General features: G+C 45.7%; 18 protein-coding genes. 14 read left to right on the forward strand and 4 right to left on the reverse strand.

The genetic code is table 11. The annotated features are described in order from the left end of the window. The first annotated feature begins 25 nt into the window (after positions 1–25). The 13 genes from A8709_RS14100 to gyrA all read left to right on the forward strand — a co-directional run bounded on the left by A8709_RS14100 (position 26) and on the right by gyrA (position 19940). Positions 26–2752, forward strand: coding sequence for an S-layer homology domain-containing protein (locus tag A8709_RS14100; RefSeq protein WP_065853015.1), 2727 nt, complete (start codon positions 26–28; stop codon positions 2750–2752). Positions 2753–2948: 196 nt separating this feature from the next. Next, the gene (nth, locus tag A8709_RS14105; protein WP_065853016.1) at positions 2949–3620 is read left to right on the forward strand and encodes an endonuclease III; all 672 of its coding nucleotides are present in this window, start codon (positions 2949–2951) and stop codon (positions 3618–3620) included. A gap of 25 nt (positions 3621–3645) precedes the next feature. Next, positions 3646–3921 carry a hypothetical protein gene (locus A8709_RS14110; RefSeq protein ID WP_028554377.1) on the forward strand — a complete coding sequence of 92 codons (276 nt, stop codon included), beginning with the start codon at positions 3646–3648 and terminating at the stop codon, positions 3919–3921. Positions 3922–4007: 86 nt separating this feature from the next. Beyond that, positions 4008–7724 carry a dynamin family protein gene (locus tag A8709_RS14115; RefSeq protein ID WP_065853017.1) on the forward strand — a complete coding sequence of 1239 codons (3717 nt, stop codon included), beginning with the start codon at positions 4008–4010 and terminating at the stop codon, positions 7722–7724. Between the two features lie 263 nt (positions 7725–7987). Continuing rightward, positions 7988–9835 (forward strand): ABC transporter ATP-binding protein, encoded by a 1848-nt coding sequence (locus A8709_RS14120; RefSeq protein WP_065853018.1) that lies wholly within the window; start codon positions 7988–7990, stop codon positions 9833–9835. A 2-nt stretch (positions 9836–9837) separates the two neighbouring features. Continuing rightward, a complete protein-coding gene (locus tag A8709_RS14125) occupies positions 9838–11685 on the forward strand; it encodes an ABC transporter ATP-binding protein (protein ID WP_065853359.1) in 1848 nt (615 codons plus the stop codon). A 36-nt stretch (positions 11686–11721) separates the two neighbouring features. After that, positions 11722–12069, forward strand: coding sequence for a helix-turn-helix transcriptional regulator (locus tag A8709_RS14130; RefSeq protein WP_065853019.1), 348 nt, complete (start codon positions 11722–11724; stop codon positions 12067–12069). Positions 12070–12086: 17 nt separating this feature from the next. Further along, the gene (locus tag A8709_RS14135) at positions 12087–12509 is read left to right on the forward strand and encodes an ABC transporter substrate-binding protein (protein ID WP_279615872.1); all 423 of its coding nucleotides are present in this window, start codon (positions 12087–12089) and stop codon (positions 12507–12509) included. A 161-nt stretch (positions 12510–12670) separates the two neighbouring features. Then, positions 12671–13486, forward strand: a complete 816-nt coding sequence (locus tag A8709_RS14140; protein WP_065853021.1) for a GDSL-type esterase/lipase family protein — start codon at positions 12671–12673, stop codon at positions 13484–13486. Between the two features lie 12 nt (positions 13487–13498). After that, on the forward strand, positions 13499–14461 hold the full coding sequence (locus A8709_RS14145; protein WP_084224925.1) for an ABC transporter ATP-binding protein: 963 nt from the start codon (positions 13499–13501) through the stop codon (positions 14459–14461). A 15-nt stretch (positions 14462–14476) separates the two neighbouring features. Next, positions 14477–15469 (forward strand): ABC transporter permease subunit, encoded by a 993-nt coding sequence (locus tag A8709_RS14150; protein ID WP_084224926.1) that lies wholly within the window; start codon positions 14477–14479, stop codon positions 15467–15469. A gap of 31 nt (positions 15470–15500) precedes the next feature. After that, the gene (gene parE / locus A8709_RS14155) at positions 15501–17474 is read left to right on the forward strand and encodes a DNA topoisomerase IV subunit B (protein WP_065853022.1); all 1974 of its coding nucleotides are present in this window, start codon (positions 15501–15503) and stop codon (positions 17472–17474) included. A 24-nt stretch (positions 17475–17498) separates the two neighbouring features. Then, on the forward strand, positions 17499–19940 hold the full coding sequence (gene gyrA / locus A8709_RS14160; RefSeq protein ID WP_065853023.1) for a DNA gyrase subunit A: 2442 nt from the start codon (positions 17499–17501) through the stop codon (positions 19938–19940). On the opposite strand, the gene A8709_RS34525 is transcribed toward gyrA, so the two are convergent. Further along, positions 19931–20098, reverse strand: coding sequence for a hypothetical protein (locus A8709_RS34525; RefSeq protein ID WP_167357073.1), 168 nt, complete (start codon positions 20096–20098; stop codon positions 19931–19933). The genes gyrA and A8709_RS34525 overlap by 10 nt on opposite strands. Before the next feature lie 268 nt (positions 20099–20366). Here A8709_RS34525 and A8709_RS14165 point away from each other — a divergent pair, with 268 nt between their 5' ends. Further along, entirely contained in the window at positions 20367–20771 is a 405-nt protein-coding gene (locus A8709_RS14165; RefSeq protein WP_056621812.1) for a MarR family winged helix-turn-helix transcriptional regulator, read from the forward strand. A gap of 33 nt (positions 20772–20804) precedes the next feature. On the opposite strand, the gene A8709_RS14170 is transcribed toward A8709_RS14165, so the two are convergent. The 3 genes from A8709_RS14170 to A8709_RS14180 are packed head-to-tail and all read right to left on the reverse strand — an operon-like array spanning position 20805 to position 23564. Next, positions 20805–21518: an RluA family pseudouridine synthase gene (locus tag A8709_RS14170; RefSeq protein ID WP_065853024.1), complete on the reverse strand. Its 714-nt coding sequence runs from the start codon at positions 21516–21518 to the stop codon at positions 20805–20807. A gap of 3 nt (positions 21519–21521) precedes the next feature. Next, positions 21522–22388, reverse strand: a complete 867-nt coding sequence (locus A8709_RS14175) for a class I SAM-dependent methyltransferase (protein ID WP_065853025.1) — start codon at positions 22386–22388, stop codon at positions 21522–21524. A gap of 54 nt (positions 22389–22442) precedes the next feature. Then, positions 22443–23564, reverse strand: a complete 1122-nt coding sequence (locus tag A8709_RS14180; protein ID WP_065853026.1) for a peptidylprolyl isomerase — start codon at positions 23562–23564, stop codon at positions 22443–22445. Between the last annotated feature and the right edge of the window lie 174 nt (positions 23565–23738).

Here is a 23738-nt window from a genome sequence, read left to right on the forward strand (position 1 = left end):
AATTGTAGAGGAGTTTATACTTAATATGAAAAATAAAAAATTGGCGAGTGCTATCGTAAGCTCTTTGATCATCACAAGTCTAGCAGGTACGCCAGTCTTGGCTGCATCCGTCACTTCAACAACATCAACAAGTTCATCAAATTCAAATGTACGACTATCTTTCCCTGATGTGAGCAGCGATTATTGGGGGATTCGCCATATTTCCAAATTAGCTTTGGAGGGTATTATTCAAGGCTATGAGGACGGCGCTTATCGTGCTGAGAACTCCGTTTCTCAACAAGATGTGTTGATTATGGCTGTTCGGATGATGGGGTTCCAAGCGGATGTCGATGCCATGACGTCTGAAACGGTATTTCCTGATTTCATGCTGGTTGATAAATACGCACGTAATTATGTAGCCGTTGCACTTCAAAAAGGGTTAATTTCCACTGAAGAAGAGAAACAAAGAAGTGCGGGAACGAAGCCAACAGGCGTATGGGGGCAGCAAAAAGCTACGAGAGAATGGGTAGCTGAAGTTGTAATTCGCGCCATTGGGAAAGCTTCGCTAGCATCCAGCTTATCCACTTCGGCAACATCGTTTACGGATAACAATCAAATCAGCTCCACAACATTAGGATTTGTGAATGCGGCTGTTTCACTAAAAATTGTGGATGGTTTTGAAGATGGTACGTTCCAACCTAAAGGTGCTGTAACACGTGCACAGATGGCAGCTTTCCTTAGCCGTTCTCAGAAACAATTGACAACACTGCCTGACCATGTAGTTACGGGCTATATGACAAGCCTTACAAGCGGCAGCATCGGCATTATGGACAAAGACGGGAACACAAGTACATACAAATTATCACCAAATACAGTCTTCTATGGAACAGCGAATGACACGGCGATCTCCCCGAAGGATCTGCAAGAAACGAATGAAATTTCTCTAGTCCAAGTGAATGGCACAGCTTATTTCGTTGAAATTACAAGTGATGTAGTGCATATGGATGTACATGAGGGACAATTGCTGAAGCTTAACCTCGCAACGATGAAAGCTACCTTAGATGACTTTGAGAGCTATGATCTTGCTTCGGATGTGGCAGTAACTGATGTTAATGGACGTGGATTAAGCTTGGGTGACATTGTTACAGGGAGCACAATTCAAATTCGTAAGAGTCAGTTAGTCGATAGTGATAAATATACCTCTATCGTTGTGAAACAGGTCCCTGTGAACAAAACAGCGACTGGCGATATTCAAGCCCTAGACAAAAATGCGATGCAAATGACGTTGATGGATCCCGCATCTGGCACGACAGAATCGTTCGGCTTTTCTAGTAATTTAGTAGCGACACTTGCGGATAATACGCTGATTAATGTGGATGCCATCCATGTTGGCGATTCGATAGAATACACCGTTAAGAACAGTGAGATTGTTAAAATTGTAGTTAAAAAGCAAGCTGATGTGGGTACGACGGTAGAAGGTACCTTCAAGCAATTTACGGATGACAAATCGACGATTCTAATCAATAAAACGTCAGGTAAAACCGTAGATGCGTATGAATTGAGTGATAACCCGCGTGTCGTTATTAATGGTCTGGCGAACGCAAGCATTTATGACCTGGCTGCGGGTGACCAATTAAAGCTGGACGTGTTGAATAATAAAGTTACGATGATCACGGTAACGAATCGTTCGATTGAGAATAAATATTTTGCCAAAATAATTGATTACAAGGACTCATCCAAAATTTTAACCGTAACTGATACATCAGGTAGCCCTAGTGCCTATATTTTGAATGACGGTATTACCGTCATGTACAATGGAAATAAATTACCTTTCAGTTCGTTTAGCGGTATTTTTACACCTGGTAAATATGTAGATCTACTAGTTTCTAATAAAACAGTTTTACAAATTCAAATGTCTTCCCAGCTTGATGGTGTGCTGACCCAGTTAAATCTGTTAACCAATGATGTGACATTGAAGACGGATAGTGGCCAAAACTTAACGTTTAAACTAAACTATGCGCCTACTGTAGAGCTTGCCAATAAGCCAAACAGTACACTTGCAGATTTGAAAGTTGGCGACAATGTTAGTCTTATCTTAAGCTTTGATCAAAGTACGGTAAATAAGATTGTGACGTCCAAAACAACGGTATTCAAAACGCTTTTAATCAATCCAAACTTGAAACAAGCGACAGTTATGGATAGCGCGAATACGAATTATGTCATCCCGCTCGATGGGGTACCGATTGTAAGAGCAGATGGAAGCAGCGCAACGATTGCAGATCTTGCTCCTGATGATTATGTGAAAATGACATTCAAAGGTTTAACCGTGACGAGAGCGGAGATCATTACGCCAATTCGTGGTAAAGTGACGGCTGTCAATGCAGCGACAACTAGTTTGACTGTTCAAGATTTTACTGGGAAAAGTCAAGTGATTAGCGCCGGAAGCAACTTTAGTGTGAAGTTGAATGGTGGCATTGATTGGAGCTTCTCTTCGATTAAAGTCGGGGATCGAGTCCAAGTGATGAAAGATGCAACAGATAAAATACTTATTCAAGTTGCTGTTGCTTCCCAACGTCAAATTGATCATTACAGCAGTTCATTGAATCAACTGTATGTCAAAGCTGCTAGTGCTGGGGACCGCACGACCTACAATTTGTTCCCGAGAGCCTATTACCATAATGGTTCGACAATTGTGTCACCGTCCTCCTACGTTTCAGGTGATCTTGTGAACTTGTATGTGCTGGATGATAAAATTGTAGAAGTTGAAAAATAAGATAGTTGAACAAATATAGGTGTACAACCGTCTGTTAAAGAGAGGGAAATCTTCTCAAACAGGCGGTTTTTTACTTAATTTCAAAAAAAAAACGGATTTTTTTAGAAAATGTTCGCAATTTGACGCTTTCAAGGATTGATTCTGATCTTACAATTCGCTAAACTGGAGAATATTACGACCCTAAGGAAGATCAGCTATGACACAGAAGACAGTAAGACATATTCTGGATACCATCGGTGAACTTTATCCGGATGCTCATTGTGAGCTGAACCACAGTAACCCGTTTGAATTAACGATTGCTGTTTTACTATCAGCTCAGTGTACAGATGAAACCGTGAATAAAGTTACCAAGGACTTGTTTGAGAAGTACAAACGGCCTGAAGACTACTTGGCTGTTCCTTTAGAGGAATTGGAGCAAGACATTCGGCGGATCGGATTATTTCGCAACAAGGCTAGTCACATTCATAAGCTGTGTCAATTGCTGCTGGACAAGTTCGGCGGTGAAATTCCTGAAAAGCATGAGCAACTTGTTGAATTACCTGGCGTTGGACGAAAGACGGCAAATGTCGTTGTCTCGAATGCATTCGGTGTACCAGCTATCGCTGTTGACACGCATGTGGAACGAGTCTCCAAGCGATTAGGACTTGTGGGCTGGGATGATTCTGTGCTTGAAGTTGAAAAGAAGCTCATGAAGAAAGTACCACGCGAAGAATGGACCCTTACACATCATCGACTCATCTTCTTTGGGCGATATCATTGTAAGGCACAAAACCCGAACTGCACCCTATGTCCGTTATTGGACAATTGCCGAGAAGGTAAGAAACGTATGAAACCTAAGCCAACTAGGAAAACTATTACAAACAAATGAAATGCTGACAAAGGATGGGATTGAAATGAAATGCATCGCCGTATATACGAATAGCTTCGAATTGTTCTCTGATATTTATGAGCAAGTGATCAACACACCATTAGCCGATAATGAGGAAAAAGTCATTGAAGGTGTAACTGTCAGTGAATCCGGTGAGGTTCCTCAGAATTACATAGACAAAATGAAAACGAAATCCGAGGTTGTTGTGATGAAAGTGAAGGATTCGGACATTACGATTCTTCAACATCGTGACGTTTTTGAAATTTTCCTACCGGAAAAAGAAAAAATTGCCCTCACTTAAACCTGAATCTCCCCTTTGGGAGATTTTTTTTCTGTATAGCGACAAGAACGAAGTAAGTCAGGAATAAAGAGGAGCGGAATGGACGAATGACGCAATTGATGGATAGAAGCATCACGGTCATGCCGGATGCGATCAAAGGAATGAAGCAGGTGCTTCAGACTGCTGGGGATCATGATAATGCTGTGAAAATGGGGCAGCTGCTGGATAAAATCGACAGTGGGCGGATGAACATTGCATTCTGCGGTCATTTCTCTGCAGGGAAGTCGACGTTGATTAATCAACTATGCGGGCATGCATTATTGCCTTCGAGCCCAATTCCGACGAGTGCTAACATTGTTAGCATTCGAAATGGAAGCCCTGGTGCGCATGTTACGCATCGCAGTCAAGAAGGGATGATTACCTCTAACGGTCAAACTACGACAATCCCTCTTAGTGAATTAGAAGCATACTGTGTAAATGGCACGGATATTGAAACGGTAGAAATCACATATCCGATTTCCTTTCTAGGGGAGCATGCTGCATTGCTAGATACACCAGGTATTGATTCTACAGATGATGCCCATCATCAATCCACAGAATCGGCCCTTCACTTGGCTGATGTGGTGTTCTATGTAATGGACTACAATCATGTACAATCCGAAGTAAATTTAGCTTTTACGAAAAAGATGAAAGAATGGGGTAAACCACTTTATCTTGTCGTGAATATGATTGATAAGCATAAGGAATGGGAGCTGCCATTTGCCCAGTACCAATCGGGCACGAAGCAAGCTTTTCTGAATTGGGGCATCGAGCCAGATGATTTGTTATTCGTGACGATGAAAGAGCCGGCTCATCCGCATAATGAATATGCCAAGCTGCAATGGTTGCTAAACGGGCTAATTGAACGTGGGGATAGTTTAAGGAGCTATAGCATTGACGCTTCTGCACGTTACTTGGCCGCTGAGCATGGCAAATGGCTTGCGGAACAGCATGAATCGGAGAAGGCAGGGTTGTTGGAAACAATTAGCCAAGAAGGCGATGTAGAGGACGTTCAGGCGCAAGCTGCTAAGAAGGAAGCTGAGCTTACGACTTTAAAGAACTTGCCGGAAACGTTGATCATCGATATTCGTAAAGAAGTTGGCTCGATTATCGAAAATGCCAACATTACCCCTTCGTTAACGAGGGATTATGCGCATGCCTATTTGGAGAGCCGTAAGCCTGGTTTTAAGGTTGGCTTCTTCTCACGTGCAGCACAAACGGCTGCAGAGCTTGAGAAACGGCTAACAGCGTTTCAAACCGATTTGGCTGAGCAAGTAGAAGCACAACTAGACTGGCATCTGCGAGATGCACTCAAGAAAGCAGCCAATGAACAAGGATTGCATGACGTGGCGTTGATTTCACAAATCGAAGCGTTGAAAGTAGAAGTGACAGGTGCCTTGCTCGCGTCTCAGGTGAATCCTGGCGCGAGTTTCGGCGGGGAGTATACGCTGAACTACATGAAACAAGTAGCTGGCGAGATTAAGCTGCAATACCGCAAACAGGCGTTTGCGGTGATTGATATCATTGCGGCTGCGGTCCGCGATAGCTCGCTGCCAGCCGCCGCTGCGCTAGCGGCTGAACTTCAAGAGCTAAGCGGCCGGCTGAGCGCCTGCCGCGAGCTCGCACGCCTCGAGGAAGCCGAGGCGGCGGCAGAGACCCAGCTGCTGGCGATGGCCAGCTGGGTAAGACCATCTGCGCCGGCGCTGCCGGATGCGCAGCAGTTCACGGACATGGAGGAGCCGGCAGCAGCCCCGCTGAGCGGGGCTAACCTGCACGTGACCTCCATGGATATGATCCTGCAAGCCGCCGCGTCATCAGTTTCGGCGGCTGCGGGAGTGACAGCTACTGATGACGCGGAGGCAGCTGCGCCGTCATCAGTGCCGTCATCCGTGTTCACCACAGGTGAACACGGGCGGCGCATGGAGCGCAAGGCCGCCGACTTGCAGGCGGCCTCTGGCCTTATCGACGGACTGCCGTCGATGCGGTCGCTCGCGCGGTCCATGCGCGAGAAAGCGGATCGTCTGCGCCAGCGGACGTTCACGATTGCGCTGTTCGGCGCATTCAGCGCAGGCAAATCCTCCTTCGCCAATGCGTTGATTGGCGAGCGGGTGTTGCCGGTGTCGCCGAACCCAACAACGGCAGCGATCAACAAGATCATGCCGCCGACGGAAGAATGGCCACATGGCACAGCCAAGGTCAAGATGAAGAAGGCAGACGCCATCCTAGAGGATGTGCTGTATTCCCTTCAAATCCTTGGCGTGGATGCCACGGATATGACTTCCGCGCTGAAGCGGATCGGTCAGCTGTCACCTGCTGACGTTACAGCCAAAGGAAAGCCGCATTTCTCCTTCCTGAAAGCTGTTGAGAAAGGCTGGTCTGCAGCCGAAAATCAGCTTGGCACCGAACTTAAAATTACCAAGGATGAGTTCTCCGGCTATGTGGCGGAAGAGCACAAATCCTGCTTTGTTGAATTTATAGAATTATATTATTCGAATCCGCTTACCGATCAAGGCATTATCTTCGTAGATACACCAGGAGCAGATTCCATCAATGCCCGTCATACCGGTGTCGCGTTTAACTATATTAAGAATGCGGATGCAATCCTGTTCGTCACGTATTACAATCATGCTTTCTCACAAGCAGATCGTGAATTCCTTCTACAGCTCGGACGTGTCAAAGATAGCTTTGAGATGGATAAAATGTTTTTCATCGTCAATGCGGCTGATTTGGCTGCGAGCACAGAAGAGCTGGCAGGTGTTGTTCACCACGTGGAAACGAATTTAGTACAGCATGGGATTCGCCATCCGCGAATTTACCCGATCTCCAGTTATTTGGCGGCGGAAGGGAAAATTAACGGTAATGAAGGCCTGATTGAACAATCAGGTATTCAGCCTTTTGAACAACAATTTGTTCAGTTTACGTTAAACGAGCTCAGTGATGTTGCTATTCATTCTGCGAATTTGGAATTGAATCGGGCGATTACGACCATGCAGACATGGCTGGAACGTGCGCAGTCAGGCGAGGCGGAACGGAAGCTTCAGTTGATTATGCTAGATGAATCCGAGAAGCAGGGCTTAGATCTGTTGGAGGATACGCAGTATGATGCCGAGCTGAAGGAACTGAAGAAAGAAATTCAAGAGCTCATGTACTACGTCAAACAGCGTACGATGTATCGCTTTGGTGAGCTGTATAACTTTGCTTTCAATCCATCTACGTTCCGTGATGAAGCCAAGGACCCGAAAGCGGCCCTCCAATTCGCATGGAATGAGCTGCTGCGTATGATCGGACACGATTTATCACAAGAAGTACTTGCTACCACGCTTCGTGTAGAGAATCGCATGAATTTGATCAGTTCGAAACGGATGAATCGTTGGGGCGAGGAGCTCAGTCGACTATTAGAAGGCTTTGAACGTGCTTCCTATGAGGCGAATACGTTCGTAACCCCAGAGGTAACGACGAGGCTAGAAGCATCTGACGTCAGCTTGAAGCTGCTGCAGGGCTATTACAAGAATGCGAAGCAATTTTTCGAAGGCGATGGGAAATCGAAGCTAAGAGCCGATTTGGAAAATCGGATCAATGCGCCTGTCGTTGCTTTTATCGAGGCGCAAACGTCTGAGCTTGAACTCGCATATGGAGGCCAATTGGAAAATTGGTTGATTTCTCAGAAATTACTCATGGAACAGCAGGTCAAAGAGCACGCAGAAGGCGTGCGTGACGCACTCGAAATGAAGATTGATTTGGATGAACTCATATCCAAACAGCATCAGTTAAAGGCATTTGTTTAGCCATTAAACAAAAGGGTGATCGGGTTCAGTTGAACTTGATCGCCCTTTTTTTTGCAATGTCCATGTAAGGGCTTTCATTGGCGGGTATCCCGATGATTTAAAAGAATAGAGTGGATTCCTACACGATTTTGTGAAATTATGCCACATTAAGCGTTTAAATCCGAGTATCCCCTGATTGCTCACATATAGCGATGGTGTTAAGATTCATAAAGTGTTCACACTTACTAAGCTTTTCCAATCTAGCCTTTTAAGGAGGGCCCAAAGTGGATGTATTCAGGCAACTGAAGCCATATTTTTGGACAGAGAAGAAACTGTTTTTTGGAGCTATTGCATGTCTTGCAATCGCTACCGCGCTCGGCTTGGTGTATCCCAATTTATTGAGGTATTTGATCGATAATGTGATCTCCAAGAAGCAATTTGATCTTGTACCACGTTTAGCACTTATTGTTGTATTGGTTGTATCCACGAAAGGGATTTTCCAGTTTCTACATGGTCTGTGCGGGGGGCGCTTAGGGAACCGTGTTGCTTACCACTTAAGGAATGCTATGTACAATAAGCTGCAGTATTTGTCGTTCCAGTACTACGACCAAGCCAGAACAGGCGATTTAATGTCGAGGCTGACGGCAGACTTGGAAGCGATTCGTCAGTTTATCGGCTTTGGCTTCGCTCAATTGCTTAACGTCTTCCTTATGCTCGTATTCGGGATGGCGATGATGTTCTCAATCAGTTGGAAGCTAGCGCTACTTACGATGATTACGATGCCGTTCTTGGCTTTTACAGCAATCCGCTTTGAAGGCAAGATTCATCCTTCCTTCCGATTAGTACGCCAATCCTTGAGTACCATGACAACGGCTGTTCAAGAAAACATCACTGGGGTACGGACGGTGAAATCTTTTGCACGCGAATCACATGAGGTTTCCAAGTTTGCGGCACGCAACGAAGATTACAAATCAATGAACATTGATGCCTCAAGCATTTGGGCAAAGTATTTTCCGGTCATGGAAATTTTGGCTAACTTGAGTGTTGTCATCCTGCTCGGGGCTGGCGGTTATATGGTTATTAACGGATCGATCTCACTAGGAGAACTAGTAGCCTGCTTCAGTCTCATTTGGTACATCATTGGGCCGATGTGGGGATTAGGTTTCCAAATCAATAACTTTACGCAAACGAAGGCTTCTGGGGAAAAAATTCTAGATGTCCTTCATCACTATATGCATGTGAAAGATAGCGAGAACGCCGAAGCCTTAACGAAGGTCGATGGGCATGTACGGTTCGATCATGTGACGTTCAATTACCCTGAGAAACAACCTGCTTTGCACGATTTTACCTTAGATGCGCCGCCAGGTTCTGTTATTGGACTGCTAGGCAGCACAGGGTCAGGTAAAACAACAGTGATTTCACTCTTAATGCGTGCTTATAACGTCAAAGAGGGTAAAGTCATGCTCGATGGAAAAGATATTCGTAATTTACAGATCGAGAGCTTCCGGAGCCAAATTGCCCAAGTTTTTCAAGAAACATTCTTATTCTCATCTACGATTCGCAATAATATCGCCTATGGCCGTAAAGATGTGACGATGGACGAGATCATACGGGCTGCCAAGTTAGCAAAGGCGCATGGCTTCATATCGGAGCTGCCAGAAGGTTATGATACGGTCGTTGGCGAGCGCGGACTCGGACTATCTGGCGGACAAAAACAACGGATTGCGATAGCTAGAGCCTTGATCAAAGATCCAAGAATTCTAGTACTGGACGATGCCACAAGTGCGGTAGATATGGAAACCGAACATGAAATCCAAGCAGGTTTTGATGAAGTCATGGCAGGACGTACGACATTCATCATTGCACATCGGATCTCATCTTTGAAGCATGCAGATGAAATTATTGTGCTAGATAAAGGGCGGGTTATTCAAAGAGGAACGCATCAAGAGTTGCTTGCTCAAGAAGGTTTGTACCGTCAAACCTATGACATTCAGTATGCGGACGGGCCTCAAAATGCGGCCAACAACCAAGCGGCGGTAGCTAGAGAAGAGGACACTTCCATAGATTCAGTCGATGCTGAAGTCAATCCGATCACCCATTCCTCCATGCCAGAAAGAAGGTTGGCACATTGAGTATGCAATCGAAACATCCAGAAGCGGAGACAGCTTCAACAAATCCGGATTCGCAAACAGGTCATCGTTTCGTCTATCAAGATGACGAACTGATCGAAAAACCTTTTAACTGGGGTCAATTAAAACGCTTGTTTGGCTATATGAAGCCATATCGAAAGCAAATGCTGCCCGTTATTATCATCATGATGCTCGTAGGCGCGATTACAAAATTGACTGTTCCTTTGCTGATTTCAAAAGCGATTGACAATGCCATTATTCCTAAAGATAAACAGTTACTTTTCTTGATTGTCGGCATTATGCTCGGTGTGTATCTGATACAATGGATCGCCAATACATTTCGTATCAAATATACGAATATGATCGGACAGCGTGTTATCTATGATCTTCGACATGACCTTTTTAGTCATATTCAAAAGCTTTCATTTCGATTTTTCGATACAAGACCGGCTGGTTCTGTCCTTGTTCGTGTAACAAACTATGTAAACTCCCTGCAAGATTTGTTTACGAACGGCGTTGTCAATCTATTGATCGATGTCGTGCAGTTAGTTGGTATTATCATTATTTTGTTGTCTTTTAACTTTAAATTAGGTGCTGCGATTATCGTAACTGTCCCGATTATGTTCATCATTTCGACGAAGCTGCGGACCAAAATTCGCCGCGCATGGCAGGACGTTACGATGAAACAGTCGCGTTTGAATGCCCATTTGAATGAGTGTATTCAAGGAATTCGCGTCACGCAGGCTTATACGCAAGAGAAAGAAAACATCCAATTTTTCACGAAAATGAATATGACGAATCGGTTGTCTTGGAACCGTGCTTCTATGCTCAATCAGTCGTTTGGTCCGTTGATTGAAATTACAGGCGCGATTGGGTACTGCATTCTCTTCTGGTTAGGTGCGCATTTAATTCAAACCGAAGAGATTTCAGTCGGATTACTCGTAGCGTTCGCGACGTATATTGGTTACTTCTGGGAGCCGATTACACGTTTGGGGCAAATGTACTCACAGTTACTGATTGCGATGGCTTCAGCCGAGCGGATCTTTGAATACATGGATGAGAAACCGATCGTAGCTGAGATACCAGGTGCCAAAGATTTACCGCAGGTACAAGGAAATGTGAAGTTCAAAGATCTTGTTTTCGAATATGAAGCAGGACGACCTGCTTTAAATGGCATCAGCTTGGATGTGAAAGCGGGTCAATCCATTGCCTTAGTCGGTCATACAGGTTCAGGCAAAAGTACGATTATGAATTTACTTTGCCGATTCTATGATCCCAATCAGGGGCGCATTGAGATTGATGGTATTAACATTAACGAAGTGACCATTCAGAGCTTACGTTCGCAAATTGGTGTCGTGCTCCAAGATACGTTTATTTTCTCCGGTACGATCCGAGACAATATTCGTTTTGGGCGCTTGGATGCGACGAATGATGAAATTGAGCAAGTGGCCAAAGCTGTTCATGCTCATGATTTCATTGCTTCATTGCCGAATGGTTATGATACTGAAGTGCAAGAGCGCGGTAATGTGTTGTCGATGGGTCAACGTCAATTGATTTCCTTCGCTCGAGCGCTGCTCGCCAATCCGCGTGTGCTTATTCTGGATGAAGCGACAGCGAGTATTGACACCGATACGGAGCTTAAAATCCAAGAAGCACTCAAAACTCTCCTTGCGGGTCGGACTTCTTTCATCGTGGCGCATCGCCTATCGACCATTCGAAATGCCGATAAAATCGTCGTGTTAGACCACGGCCGCATGATGGAAATCGGTAACCATGATGAACTTATGAAGGAACAGAAGATTTACTACGGTTTGATCCAAGCCCAGTATAAATTTTTACAGGATGCTGGATAGTCACGAAATAGAGAGCTGCTTTGTCACTTGAGGGTGATGGAGCAGCTTTTTAGTTGTTTTCATGGATTAGCGAAAATGTTATTGGATGGTGAGAATGGTTATCAATTAATTCATCGAGCCATGCTTTTAATGGAGAATCCCAAGCTGAAGCTTTGTGAGGTTGCTAAACAAGTCGGCTACAATGACGAATATTACTTTATTCGAAAATTTAAACAGCTAGTCGGGATCCCGCCTGCGACGTATATGAAAAATAGACAACGCAAAGTGGCTGCGTATAGTTTTGCAAATATCGGACAACTGTTGGCGTTGAAAATAGAACCTTTTGCCGCTCCCATGGATCATTACTGGACGGATATGTATCGCAGGAACCGGCGACTGGCGTAGAAAACGTAGGAAGTCCGATTTCTAAGGAAAAAGTGCTATCCCTGAATCCGGATCTCATTATTTTACAAGATGGCGGTGCTGCAGCCAAAGTATATGATGACATCGCCAAAATTGCTCCAACTATTGTGTTATCCTACGGAGATGGGAATTCCAAAGATGTACTTGGTCAGTTACGTGATATTGGTGACGTGGTTGGTAAAAAGCAAGAAGCAGAAGACTGGATAAGTAAATACAACGCGAAAGTAACAAAATATCGTGATCAGATCGGTAAAGTGATCGGTCCTGACAAAACGTTCTCGATTGTTGAGCTGTGGGCTAAGCAAACCGTTGTTTATGGGAAAAACTTTGGCAGAGGCGGCTACAATCTGTATGAGGCACTAAAACTTTCACCGCCGAAAGCAGTCAAACAGACATGCTGGATAAGAATGAAAGCTTTCTAGAAATTTCGTTAGAAACGCTGCCTACCTATGCGGGAGACTATATCTTCTTAAAGGCATTGTTTGCCTTAAATTTCGTGTTCTATCACAATGTTTGCAAAATTTGACGAGAAGCTATACTCTTAAAATTAAAATATGCCAATTATTCGCAGGAGGGACAGCACTTGAAAACATCTCGCTTCATCTGGGGGGCCATTGGTTTAACCGCGACAATATCAACGATTGTTTTCGCTGTTGGCTTTGGTTACGCGGCGAATCAAATATGGTTTCCCAAAGCATCTGGAGACCTTCAGCTAGCGACACCTGCGCCAACGAAACCTTCAATCATCGATAGCAGCGCTAAACTTCAAATCGTCGCACTTGGCGATTCATTAACAGCTGGAACTGGCGATAATACAGGGAAAGGCTATGTCGGACGTGTTCGTGATAAGTTGGAAAAGGAAAGCGGCAAGCCGGTTTATGTACTCAATAATCTCGCCATTCCGGGTTACAAAAGTGATCAGCTGCTGGCTGATTTAGAATTGAAAAAGACCCAAGATGCGTTAGCTCAAGCGGATATCATCTTGCTTACCATCGGTGGAAATGATATTTTTGCCGGAGGGGATGGGCTTTTCACGGGCGAAACACAAACGGACTTCAATCCAGAAGCAGCGGAGAAACGGGTTGATCCTGCGCTCGCCAATATGGATAAAATCATGGCAGATATCAACAAAGCGAATCCGAAAGCAACGTTATTATACATTGGATTATACCATCCGTTCCTTGACTTAGATCCGAATAGAGAGGGTTCTCTAACGGTTCAAAGATGGAATAATGGCGTTTTTAAGCTGACGAATAAGTATCCTCAAATGATCATCGTACCAACTTACGACTTGTTTGAGCAAAATTTAATCAAATATTTGTCTTCAGCGGATCATTTTCATCCAAATGGCGATGGATATGATCGGATCGCGGATCGAATCGTCCAAATTTTAAAATAAGGGGGCATAGGGATGGCTATAGCAGCAACACCAAAGATCGTTTTGTCCGTACATAATCTCAAAAAAAGCATTAAAAACAAAGAAATCATAAAAGGCATATCGTTTGATGTGTATGCAGGTGAAATCTTCGGATTTCTTGGCCCCAACGGGTCTGGCAAAACAACAACCATTCGGATGCTCGTGGATTTGATTCGCCCAACGGAAGGGACGATTCATATTTGTGGACATGATGTACATAAGGAGCACGACGAAGCCATGAGCAAAGTCGGCTGTATTGTGGAAAATCCTGAACTTTACTCCTATTTGACAGGTTGGGAGAATCTTGAGCATTTCGCTCGGATGCTGCCGGGTGTGGATGAGAAACGAATTCAAGAAGTCGTGGAAATTGTCTCGATGGATCAGCGAATTCATGACAAAGTTCGTACGTATTCCCTTGGGATGCGCCAACGTTTAGGCATCGCACAGGCGCTGCTGGGTCGACCAAGCCTTCTTATTTTGGACGAGCCTACGAATGGTCTAGATCCACAAGGGATCAAAGAAATGAGGGAGTTTATTCAACGACTGGCAGCAGAGGGGCTTAGCTTGTTCGTCTCCAGCCATTTACTTAGCGAACTTCAGCAAATGTGCCATCGCGTTGCGATTATTTCGCATGGAAAGGTCATTCAAGTGGGGGCTGTGGATGAGCTTATTGCACAAGGTGGTAAAGTTGTTTGGACAGTCTCACCAGGGAATGAAGCTGAGCGTTTGCTCCTATCATCGCCGCTGGTGACGCACGCAATTGAAACAGATATAGATAACCCAACTGGCTTGCCAGCTTCGGTTAAACAGTTCTCAACGCAAATGGATAAAGAGGACATTCCTAAAGTAAGTCAGCTCCTGATGGAAAAAGGAATTAGCTTGTATGCTGTAGAAATCAAAAATCCAACACTGGAAGATTTGTTCTTGCGTCTAACCGAAGGTGAGCGAATAGAGTAGGAGAAGGTGAATAACGTGACGGGACTATATGCGCTAGTTAAAAATGAAATGATCAAAATGATTAAGAAGAAGCGATTCTATGTCATCTTACTTATTCTTCTTGCTTTAATTCCCATGTTCACTTATGCTCAAATGCGGGTTGCTCAACATACACAGAAGCAATTTGGCACGACGGATTGGAAGGCGGATCAACGCCAAAAAATCGCGGACATGGAAAAGCGCTTAGGATCTGGCCGAACGCCAGATGAGTGGAAACAGCAGCTTCGCGTGCAAATTCAGATTTCGAATTATTATTTGGATAAAAATGTGGATCCAAGCTCACCGAATGCGGTTACATTTACACGCGAATTTATTAGAAACGCCGTTGGCTTATTCATCCCCTTGATTATCATGGTCATTTCTGCCGATGTCGTATCATCCGAGCATTCTACGGGGACTATTAAATTATTGTTGACAAGACCGGTCAGGCGTTGGAAAATCCTATTGAGTAAATTAATCACCGTTATCTTCTTCACGTCACTGACAGTGATGTCTACAGGATTGATTTGTTATCTGATTTCTGGCGTTGTTTTTGGGTATAACGGATGGCATATGCCGATATTTATTGGCATTCAATTGTCGGGGACAGATGTCGATTTTAGCCGTGTAAGCGCGGTAGATCAATGGTTCTACCTCCTGATGGAGTTTGGCTTAGTCTGGTTCACGGCGATCGTCGTGGCCATCATGTCACTCATGCTTTCTGTATTAATTCGTTCAACCGCAGCAGGTATGGGAGTTATGCTTGCCGTATTAATATCAGGTACGATTCTTTCGAGCATGGTTTCCTCGTGGGAAACGGCTAAATATTTATTTATGGTTAACCTAGACTTAACCAAATATTTGACTGGAGGCCTCCCACCGATTCAAGGGATGGATTTATCGTTCTCACTAAGCGTTCTGAGCATATGGGCGTTGGGGGCATTAATTGTTTCATTTACAGTTTTTTCACGCAAGGATATTTTAAATTAATGGATACGAAGAGAGATAAAGGAGGGCTCCAATGGCTGAGCAACTAGAATTTGCGAAAGGGAAAGCCCCATCACCCCTATCTGATTATGAAGCGGATGATATTCAAGTCCTGGAGGGGCTTGTTGCCGTTCGTAAGAGACCAGGGATGTATATCGGCAGCACCAGTTCCTCAGGTCTTCATCATCTGATCTGGGAAATCGTAGATAACGCGGTCGATGAGCACCTAGCAAAGCACTGTTCCAAAATTAATGTCACGATACATAAAGACCAATCGATTACGGTACAGGACAATGGTCGAGGCATTCCTACCGGTATTCATAAGACTGGTGTTCCTACACCACAAGTCGTATTTACGATCCTGCATGCAGGTGGTAAATTTGGCGGATCCGGATACAAAAAATCCGGCGGTTTGCACGGTGTTGGTGCTTCGGTAACGAATGCGCTCTCCGAGTGGCTGGAAGTGGAAATTTACCGTGATAGCAAGGTGCATAAGATGCGCTTTGAATACTGGATCGATGACAAAGGGATTGAACATGTCGGGGAACCGGTCACGGGCCTTGAGGTCGTTGGTAATACGAATCGGACAGGAACGAAAGTCACGTTTAAGCCGGATAAACGGGTTTTTCAAGGCGGTACAACGATTAATTACGATACGCTAGCGGAAAGATTGCAAGAGATTGCTTTTCTGAACTCCGGTTTGCATGTAACGTTGAAAGACGAACGTTCGGATAAAGTGGATTCCTTCCAATACGAAGGTGGAGCAAGTCAATTTGTTGCCTTCCTGAACGAAGAGAAAACAGTGCTGCATCCTGTGATTCATTTTGCCTCGGAGAAGGATGAAATTGAAGTTGAAGTCGCTCTGCAATACAATGACGGCTATACGGAGACGATTGCTTCGTTCGTTAACTCGATTCCTACGCGCGGCGGCGGTACACATGAGACCGGCTTCAAGACAGCCTATACGCGTGTCATGAATGAATATGCCCGTAAAGGGGGCATTCTCAAGGAAAAGGATAAGAACCTCGATGGGACAGATCTTCGCGAAGGTATGATGGTCGTCATCAATATCAAAATGGGTGATGTCGAATTCGTAGGCCAGACGAAGGATCAACTGGGAAGTGCGATTGCACGTAGTGCCGTGGATGCGGTCGTTTCCGATAAAATGACGGTTTTCCTTGAAGAAAACCCGCATATCGCGCAAATGATGCTGAAGAAAGCCGTACAAGCTTCCAGAGCAAGAGAAGCCGCGCGGAAAGCACGCGAAGAGATTCGCAGCGGGAAGAAAGGCAAGAGCGAGAGCTCGAATCTTAATGGGAAGCTGACGCCGGCACAATCCAAAGATTTGCAGCGCAATGAGCTTTTTATCGTGGAAGGGGATTCCGCGGGCGGTTCTGCGAAGCAAGGTCGTGACTCGAAGCACCAAGCGATTTTGCCACTAAAAGGGAAGCCGATGAATCCTGAGAAAGCCAAGCTCCTTGACATTTTGAAAAATGAAGAGTATAAAGCGATTATCGCGGCAATTGGCGCAGGCGTTGGTTCAGAGTTTGAATCAGAAGAGACGAATTACGGCAAGATTATTATTATGACGGATGCGGATACCGACGGTGCGCACATTCAAGTTCTCCTGTTGACCTTCTTCTACCGCTATATGAAGCCGCTTATTGATTCAGGCAGAGTCTATATCGCGCAGCCTCCGCTGTATAAAGTGACGCGCAAAGGTAAAAACGGAGGTCACAAATACGCATGGACGGACGATCAGCTGCAAGTTGTAGTCAAAGAACTCGGCAAAAACACGGAACTTCAACGCTATAAAGGACTAGGTGAGATGAATCCGGATCAACTGTGGGAAACAACCATGAATCCGGAAAGCCGCACGTTGCTTCAAGTTCAGATTGAAGATGCCGCCAAAGCAGAGCGTCGTGTGACGACATTGATGGGTGATAAAGTAGATCCGCGTAAACGATGGATTATCGAGAATGTTGATTTTACCGAATATGTCGAGTAGATAAAAAAGAGTGGTGACGGGAAGTTGAGTATTTTAGAAGAGTTTTTACCAGCCTATCTAGAAGAGATAGTTGGCGACCGTTTCGGTCGTTATTCCAAATATATTATTCAAGATCGCGCGATCCCCGACGTAAGGGACGGTCTGAAGCCTGTACAACGCCGTGTGTTGTACGCGATGTACGATTCAGGTAATACTCCTGATAAACCCTATCGGAAGTCTGCCAAAACCGTTGGAGACGTTATGGGGAACTATCATCCGCATGGTGATGCGTCCATTTATGACGGTATGGTTCGTATGGCGCAGCCTTGGAAAATGGGACATACCTTAGTTGACGGACACGGAAACTGGGGCTCGTTAGACGATGATCCGCCAGCAGCAATGCGTTATACGGAAGCACGGTTATCTGAAATCGCCATGGAATTGCTGCGCGATATCGAGAAACGTACGGTTTTGTTCAAGGATAACTTTGATAATTCAACAAAAGAACCAGTCGTATTGCCAGCACGTTACCCGAACCTGCTTGTCAATGGGGTAAGTGGGATCTCAGCAGGCTTTGCAACGGAAATTCCGCCGCACAACCTGCGTGAAATTATTGACGCGTGTATGGCGATGATTGATAAACCGGATATCACAGTCGATGAGCTCATGGCGATTGTCAAAGGCCCAGATTTCCCTACCTCCGGCATTATCATGGGGGAAGAAGGCATTCGTGATGCATATCGCACAGGAAAAGGCCGTATTCACATTCGTTCCAAAACTGCGATCGAAGAGATGCGCGGCGGCAGACAACAAATTGTGATTACAGAAATCCCGTATCAAGTCGTCAAATCTCGATTGGTTACTGCGATGGAGAACATCCGTCTGGAGAAGAAGATCGAGGGTATCGCCGAAGTGCGTGATGAAAGCGGACGAAACGGTCTGCGTATCGTGATCGAACTCAAGAAGGAAGCGGATGCACAAGGAATTTTGGCGTATTTGCTGAAAAAAACGGATCTGCAAGTGACTTATAACTTCAACATGGTTGCGATTGTGAACAAAGCGCCTCGTCAGCTCGGTATTCGCGAGATTCTGGAAGCTTATATTGAGCATCAGAAAGAGGTTGTAACGTTCCGTTCGCAATATGAACTGGAGAAAGCCGAAGATCGGGCCCATGTACTAGAAGGCCTCGTGAAAGCTTTGAACATTTTGGATGAGGTCATCGCGACCATCAAAGCGTCCAAAAACCGTCAAGACGCTCAAAATAATCTCGTAGAGAAGTTTAATTTCTCTGAACGTCAAGCTGATGCTATTCTCGTCCTGCAATTATACCGTCTAACGAATTTAGAAATAACCACGCTAGAGAAGGAATTGAAGGATGTTGAGAAAACGATTGCGTACTTACGCGGGATTCTCGGCAGTTTGAAGAAGCTTTTGGGTGTCATTAAGGATGAAATGGGCGATATCCGTAAGAAATACGGCATCGATCGCCGTTCCGAAATCCAAGGTGAAGTGGAAGAGCTAAAAGTAAATCTTGAAGTACTTGTGAACGCCGAAGATGTGCTAGTGACCTTGTCCAACGAAGGCTACTTGAAGCGGACAAGCAAGCTTTCCTTTACGCGCTCAGGCGGCGAACTTGAGAATACCGGCATGAAAGAAGGCGATTACCTTCGTTTCTTGCTCGATGTTAACACGATTGAAAGCCTGCTGATTTTCACGAAGAAGGGGCAATACTACTTATTGCCTGTCCACCAAGTCCCAGAGTACAAGTGGAAAGAGAATGGTACGGCCATTGTGAACGTCATACCCATCGCCAAGGAAGATCGCATTGTGAGTGTGATTCCGGTGAAAGGCTTTGACGATCCGACAAAATCACTCGTGTTCGTTACACGGAAAGGTCAAGTCAAACGTACAGAGCTCAAAGAGTACATGACAAACCGCTCGAACGCGATTGTAGCTTGTAAGCTTGGCGAACAAGACGAGGTACTGCGTGTTCATTTGAGTGACAATACGAAGGAAATTCTGCTTGTCACGAAGCAGGGCATGAGCATACGCTTCCGCGAGGAGGAAGTAAACCCGATGGGCCGTGCGGCCGCAGGTGTACGCGGCATCCAGCTCAAGGAAGACGATGAAGTCGTGTCAGCTGAGTGGATTTATGGGGATGAAGGGGAAGTACTGGTCATCTCGGACCTCGGGTATGCGAAGCGATCTCTCGTTGTGGATTATCCAATTCAAGGTCGTGGCGGTAAGGGGATTATTACCTTCGAGTTCAAGGAAGGTAAGCGTGTCAGACCTAACGGAGCAGCCTTAATTCGGACATTTATTGTGAAAATGGATTATGTGATCACCGCTGTGATGAGCACTGGCGAGAAGCTGCGCTTCTCAACGGAAACGGCTCCGCTCGAAGATCGTAAAGCACAAGGCAAGTCGCTGATTCCAGTCAGCAAAACAGAATCCATTGTTGAGATTCTGCGTTTTCCTCAATCATAACTAATCGTTGGGGGATCCAGCTTCTCAATTAGCATAAAGGCTATCTCTAATAAGACCCACAGGGGCATCGGTTCGTCTAATCGATCCAGCCACTGTGGGTCTTTTAACATGCCGGCTTCCAGCGCTTTTTTGCCAAGTTCCATTTTCCATGTTTCCATGCCTATCACTCCTTAGAAGGGCGTTATACCACTGCGATCAGTATATGTAGGGGATGGGCGAAATGTTAAAAGAAGTCGATTAGCTTGGCATTCCTCTTACGAGTAGACAAACTGTGAGAAGGCTCGACATGAGCTTTCAGCAATCCTCAGCATGTCCATGTAACCTGCGATTTTTGTAAGAAAATATTAATGGCATTAATCTTTAAACTAGCGAAAAGGCATGCTATACTTGATGTAAATAGGCGAAATTGGAAGCGAGTTGATGAGGATGTATTCCGATGAATTCGGAAAGCTGTGGTTAAAATTATCGAAGGAATTGAAAAATCAAATGGAGGTAGGCTTAGCCCCTACGATTACGGAAGGTCAGTTAAATGTGTTGGAACTGCTTCTAGTCCATGAACGTATGAAGCCTTCGGATTTGATCGAATACTTATCCACAACACCCGCTGCCGTGACAACCTTATTAGACCGGATGGAAAAAGCGGAGTTAATCACGCGTGTGCGTGATGAGAAGGATCGTCGGATCGTCTGGATTCATGTAACGGACAAAGGAAAAGCGGAATGCGAGAGAGGCCGTGGAATCCGTGAAGAACTTTTGGATTCGTACCTGAATCGCGTTTCCGCTCATAATCAGAAATTGCTTATTTATTTATTGGGCAAAGTTGCGAATTAACCTCTCGCAGCCTGCACGATAGATCCCTCGCTGCTATAGCTCGGGGATGGTGAATTCGTTCCACGGGCGCTGCACCGGAGGCACCGACCGGAAATGCATCTTTTCCTTGAGCACAGGATGCTCAAAGGCAAGAGCCGTGGCCCACAGCGCGAGCTGTTGGCCGGGTTTGTTGACAGCGCTGCCGTAGCGCTGGTCGCCGTACAGCGTGCAGCCGATGGCTGCCAGCTGCACGCGGATCTGATGCGGCCGCCCGGTATGCAGCTTGATCTGGATCAAGCTGAGCCCGTCTTGGCTGCCGAGCAGCTTGTAGTCCAGCACCGCCTCCTTGGCGTCTGGCTGGCCTGCCTTGACCACGCTGACGGTATTTGTCCGCGTGTCCTTCCACAGCCAGTGGCGCAGCGTAGCTGCCGCCTGAGAGGGCTTACCGTGCACGACAGCGACGTAGGTCTTGTCGAGCTGCCTTGTTCTTACCGCGTCCGATAGTCGGGACGCGGCTTTTGACGTTTTGGCGAAGACCATGACGCCGCCAACGGGACGATCCAAGCGATGGACAAGCCCAAGGTACACATTGCCGGGCTTGTTATATCGTTCCTTGATGTCCGCCTTCAAGGCGCTCAGCAAGTCGAGATCACGTGACTCGTCTTCCTGCGTGGGCATGTTGATGGGCTTCTCCACCACAAGAATGTGGTTGTCTTCGAAGAGAATGGGAATTTGCGATGCCTGATTGCCGTCCTTGAATCCTGCCACCGCTTACGCCTCCCAGCGCCCTAGAATACCGCATGGGAGCATAAGACCGGAATGCGTAATCGGAAGGCCGATTTCACCGCTGGAGATCGTACCGCCATGCTTGGCTTTCATAGCCATCGTCAAAATGTTCTGAAGTACGGTAGCCGAAATTCCCGTCGTGTAGGAATTAATCAATAGGAACAACGGATTGTCTGTCAGAATCGATTGACACGTCTGGATGAAAGGGAAGAGGTCATCTTCCAATTTCCATGTTTCACCGTTAGGTCCCCGTCCATACGAAGGCGGATCCATAATGATGGCATCGTACTTGCTGCCGCGGCGCTGTTCTCTTTGTACGAATTTGAACACATCGTCCGTGATAAAGCGAACTGGTTTGGAGCCCATACCGCTTAGGTGCAAATTTTCCTTCGCCCATTGGACAACCCCTTTGGAAGCATCCACATGGCACACCTCAGCGCCTGCATGTGCACAAGCAAGGGAAGCGCCGCCTGTATAAGCGAAAAGGTTGAGAACCTTAATCGGGCGACCAGCGCCTTTGATCTTGTCCATCATCCATTTCCAGTTGACCGCTTGTTCAGGGAACAAACCGGTGTGTTTGAAGCTGGTTGGCTTAATATAGAAGGTCAGCTTCTGATCATACGTGATCGTCCAGCGCTCAGGGAGCTCTGCGTTTTGTTGCCATTGACCACCGCCGCTGGAGCTGCGATGATAATGAGCGTCAGCTTGACGCCAAGCTGGTGTTTCTTTTTCTAAGGGCCAAATAATTTGGGGGTCGGGTCTGCGAAGTACAATTGTACCCCAGCGTTCTAGCTTTTCGCCGCCGCCGGTATCTAGAAGTTCATAATCGACCCAATCTTTTGCATAAAACATGCTGTAATCCATCCTTCAACTTGTTTACTTGACTAAACTCTGATTGTACACCATTTATTGACTTAAATCGATCTTTTCAATCAATCCTGGAAGTTCTTTCTCTGAGAATTGCTGCGACTGTGCCTGTTCAAGCGAAGCACGAAGCGATTCTTTCACCGTATCAAATGGCTTAACAGAGCGGGATTCTACTTTGATCACGTGATACCCATACTCAGTTTCAACCGGATCGCCCACGACACCAACTTGTTGGGAGATGGCAGCCTTCTTAAAGCCTTCCACCCATTGACTAACATCGGCGTCTGCATATAATCCGCCATTATCCTTTGAACCCGGATCGTCGGAGTATTGTTTCGCAAGAGCTGCGAAATCCCCGCCATTTTTCAACTTCGTCTCAACGTCCTTCGCAATGACCAAAGCTTCATCTTTTGTACGAATAGTTTTCCCTTGTGAATCCGTTAATCCGATCAAAATATGACGCACAGACGCGATCGTAAAGGCATCCTTATTCGCTGCCAATGTGGCATCATACTGTGCTTTTAGCTGAGCATCTGTGATAGTGGATTTAATATAATTATTGGCCGTCATGCCGCCAACAAGGTAGTACTGGATATCAGCTTCTGTCGCGTTCACGCCTTTTAAGTCGGACTTAAATTTATCTTCACCCATTTGCTGTTTCCAGGCTGCGACTTGCTGAGCTGCACTTTTCTTCGCAGCTTCGATATCAGCCTCAGAAGCGCGGCTATAGAGAATACGGTTCGTAATTAATTGTTTGAGCATACTTGTCTGGTAATCAACATTATCTTTCGACGCTGCATGTGAACTGTTGAAGAGCGCTTGCAGGTTAAAGAAAGCATCAAATTCACCTTTCGTTACGGTCCCGCCCTTGTAGGTCGCAACGACATGCGTTGGATTGTTTCCGATCCAGATGGTGCTCGTAGCATCATCCCACTCGACCTTTTTACCAAGAGAATCGCTCATGAAGCGTAACGGTACATAGGTCGTACCTTCATAAATAAAACCTTTCGCATCCACGGGTGCTTTTTCGACACCATCGAACATGTACGTCAGATTACGAAAAGCGACTTCAATTTGATTTCCCGCTGCAAATGCCACAGTTCCGCTAAGCACGGATCCAATTGTTAAACCTACGATGAGTCCTTTGACTTTGTCCTTCATTATGTTAATTCCACCTTTCGATATCATGTCCTATCAATAATTCACCGAACGTTCTGAGATTTCCTTTTTTTATTCGGTTGGAATTGAAGGAATTCTTTACCTGTTTGTTGTATTTGTAGAGGTAGAACCGTTATGCAACATTCATCTTAGAGGTAAGACATGTCGAAATAAGGG

The organism is Paenibacillus pectinilyticus, from assembly GCF_001700435.1.
In the GTDB taxonomy this organism is placed as follows: Bacteria; Bacillota; Bacilli; order Paenibacillales; family NBRC-103111; genus Paenibacillus_E; species Paenibacillus_E pectinilyticus.

Coding starts and splice junctions, on each gene's coding strand:
- parE (WP_065853022.1), top strand. CDS start 15,501: ATGGCTGAGCAACTAGAATTTGCGAAAGGGAAAGCCCCATCACCCCTA.
- A8709_RS34525 (WP_167357073.1), bottom strand. CDS start 20,098: ATGGAAACATGGAAAATGGAACTTGGCAAAAAAGCGCTGGAAGCCGGC.
- A8709_RS14125 (WP_065853359.1), top strand. CDS start 9,838: ATGCAATCGAAACATCCAGAAGCGGAGACAGCTTCAACAAATCCGGAT.
- A8709_RS14145 (WP_084224925.1), top strand. CDS start 13,499: ATGGCTATAGCAGCAACACCAAAGATCGTTTTGTCCGTACATAATCTC.
- A8709_RS14180 (WP_065853026.1), bottom strand. CDS start 23,564: ATGAAGGACAAAGTCAAAGGACTCATCGTAGGTTTAACAATTGGATCC.
- A8709_RS14130 (WP_065853019.1), top strand. CDS start 11,722: ATGGAGCAGCTTTTTAGTTGTTTTCATGGATTAGCGAAAATGTTATTG.
- A8709_RS14110 (WP_028554377.1), top strand. CDS start 3,646: ATGAAATGCATCGCCGTATATACGAATAGCTTCGAATTGTTCTCTGAT.
- A8709_RS14100 (WP_065853015.1), top strand. CDS start 26: ATGAAAAATAAAAAATTGGCGAGTGCTATCGTAAGCTCTTTGATCATC.
- A8709_RS14175 (WP_065853025.1), bottom strand. CDS start 22,388: ATGTTTTATGCAAAAGATTGGGTCGATTATGAACTTCTAGATACCGGC.
- A8709_RS14165 (WP_056621812.1), top strand. CDS start 20,367: ATGTATTCCGATGAATTCGGAAAGCTGTGGTTAAAATTATCGAAGGAA.
- A8709_RS14115 (WP_065853017.1), top strand. CDS start 4,008: ATGACGCAATTGATGGATAGAAGCATCACGGTCATGCCGGATGCGATC.
- nth (WP_065853016.1), top strand. CDS start 2,949: ATGACACAGAAGACAGTAAGACATATTCTGGATACCATCGGTGAACTT.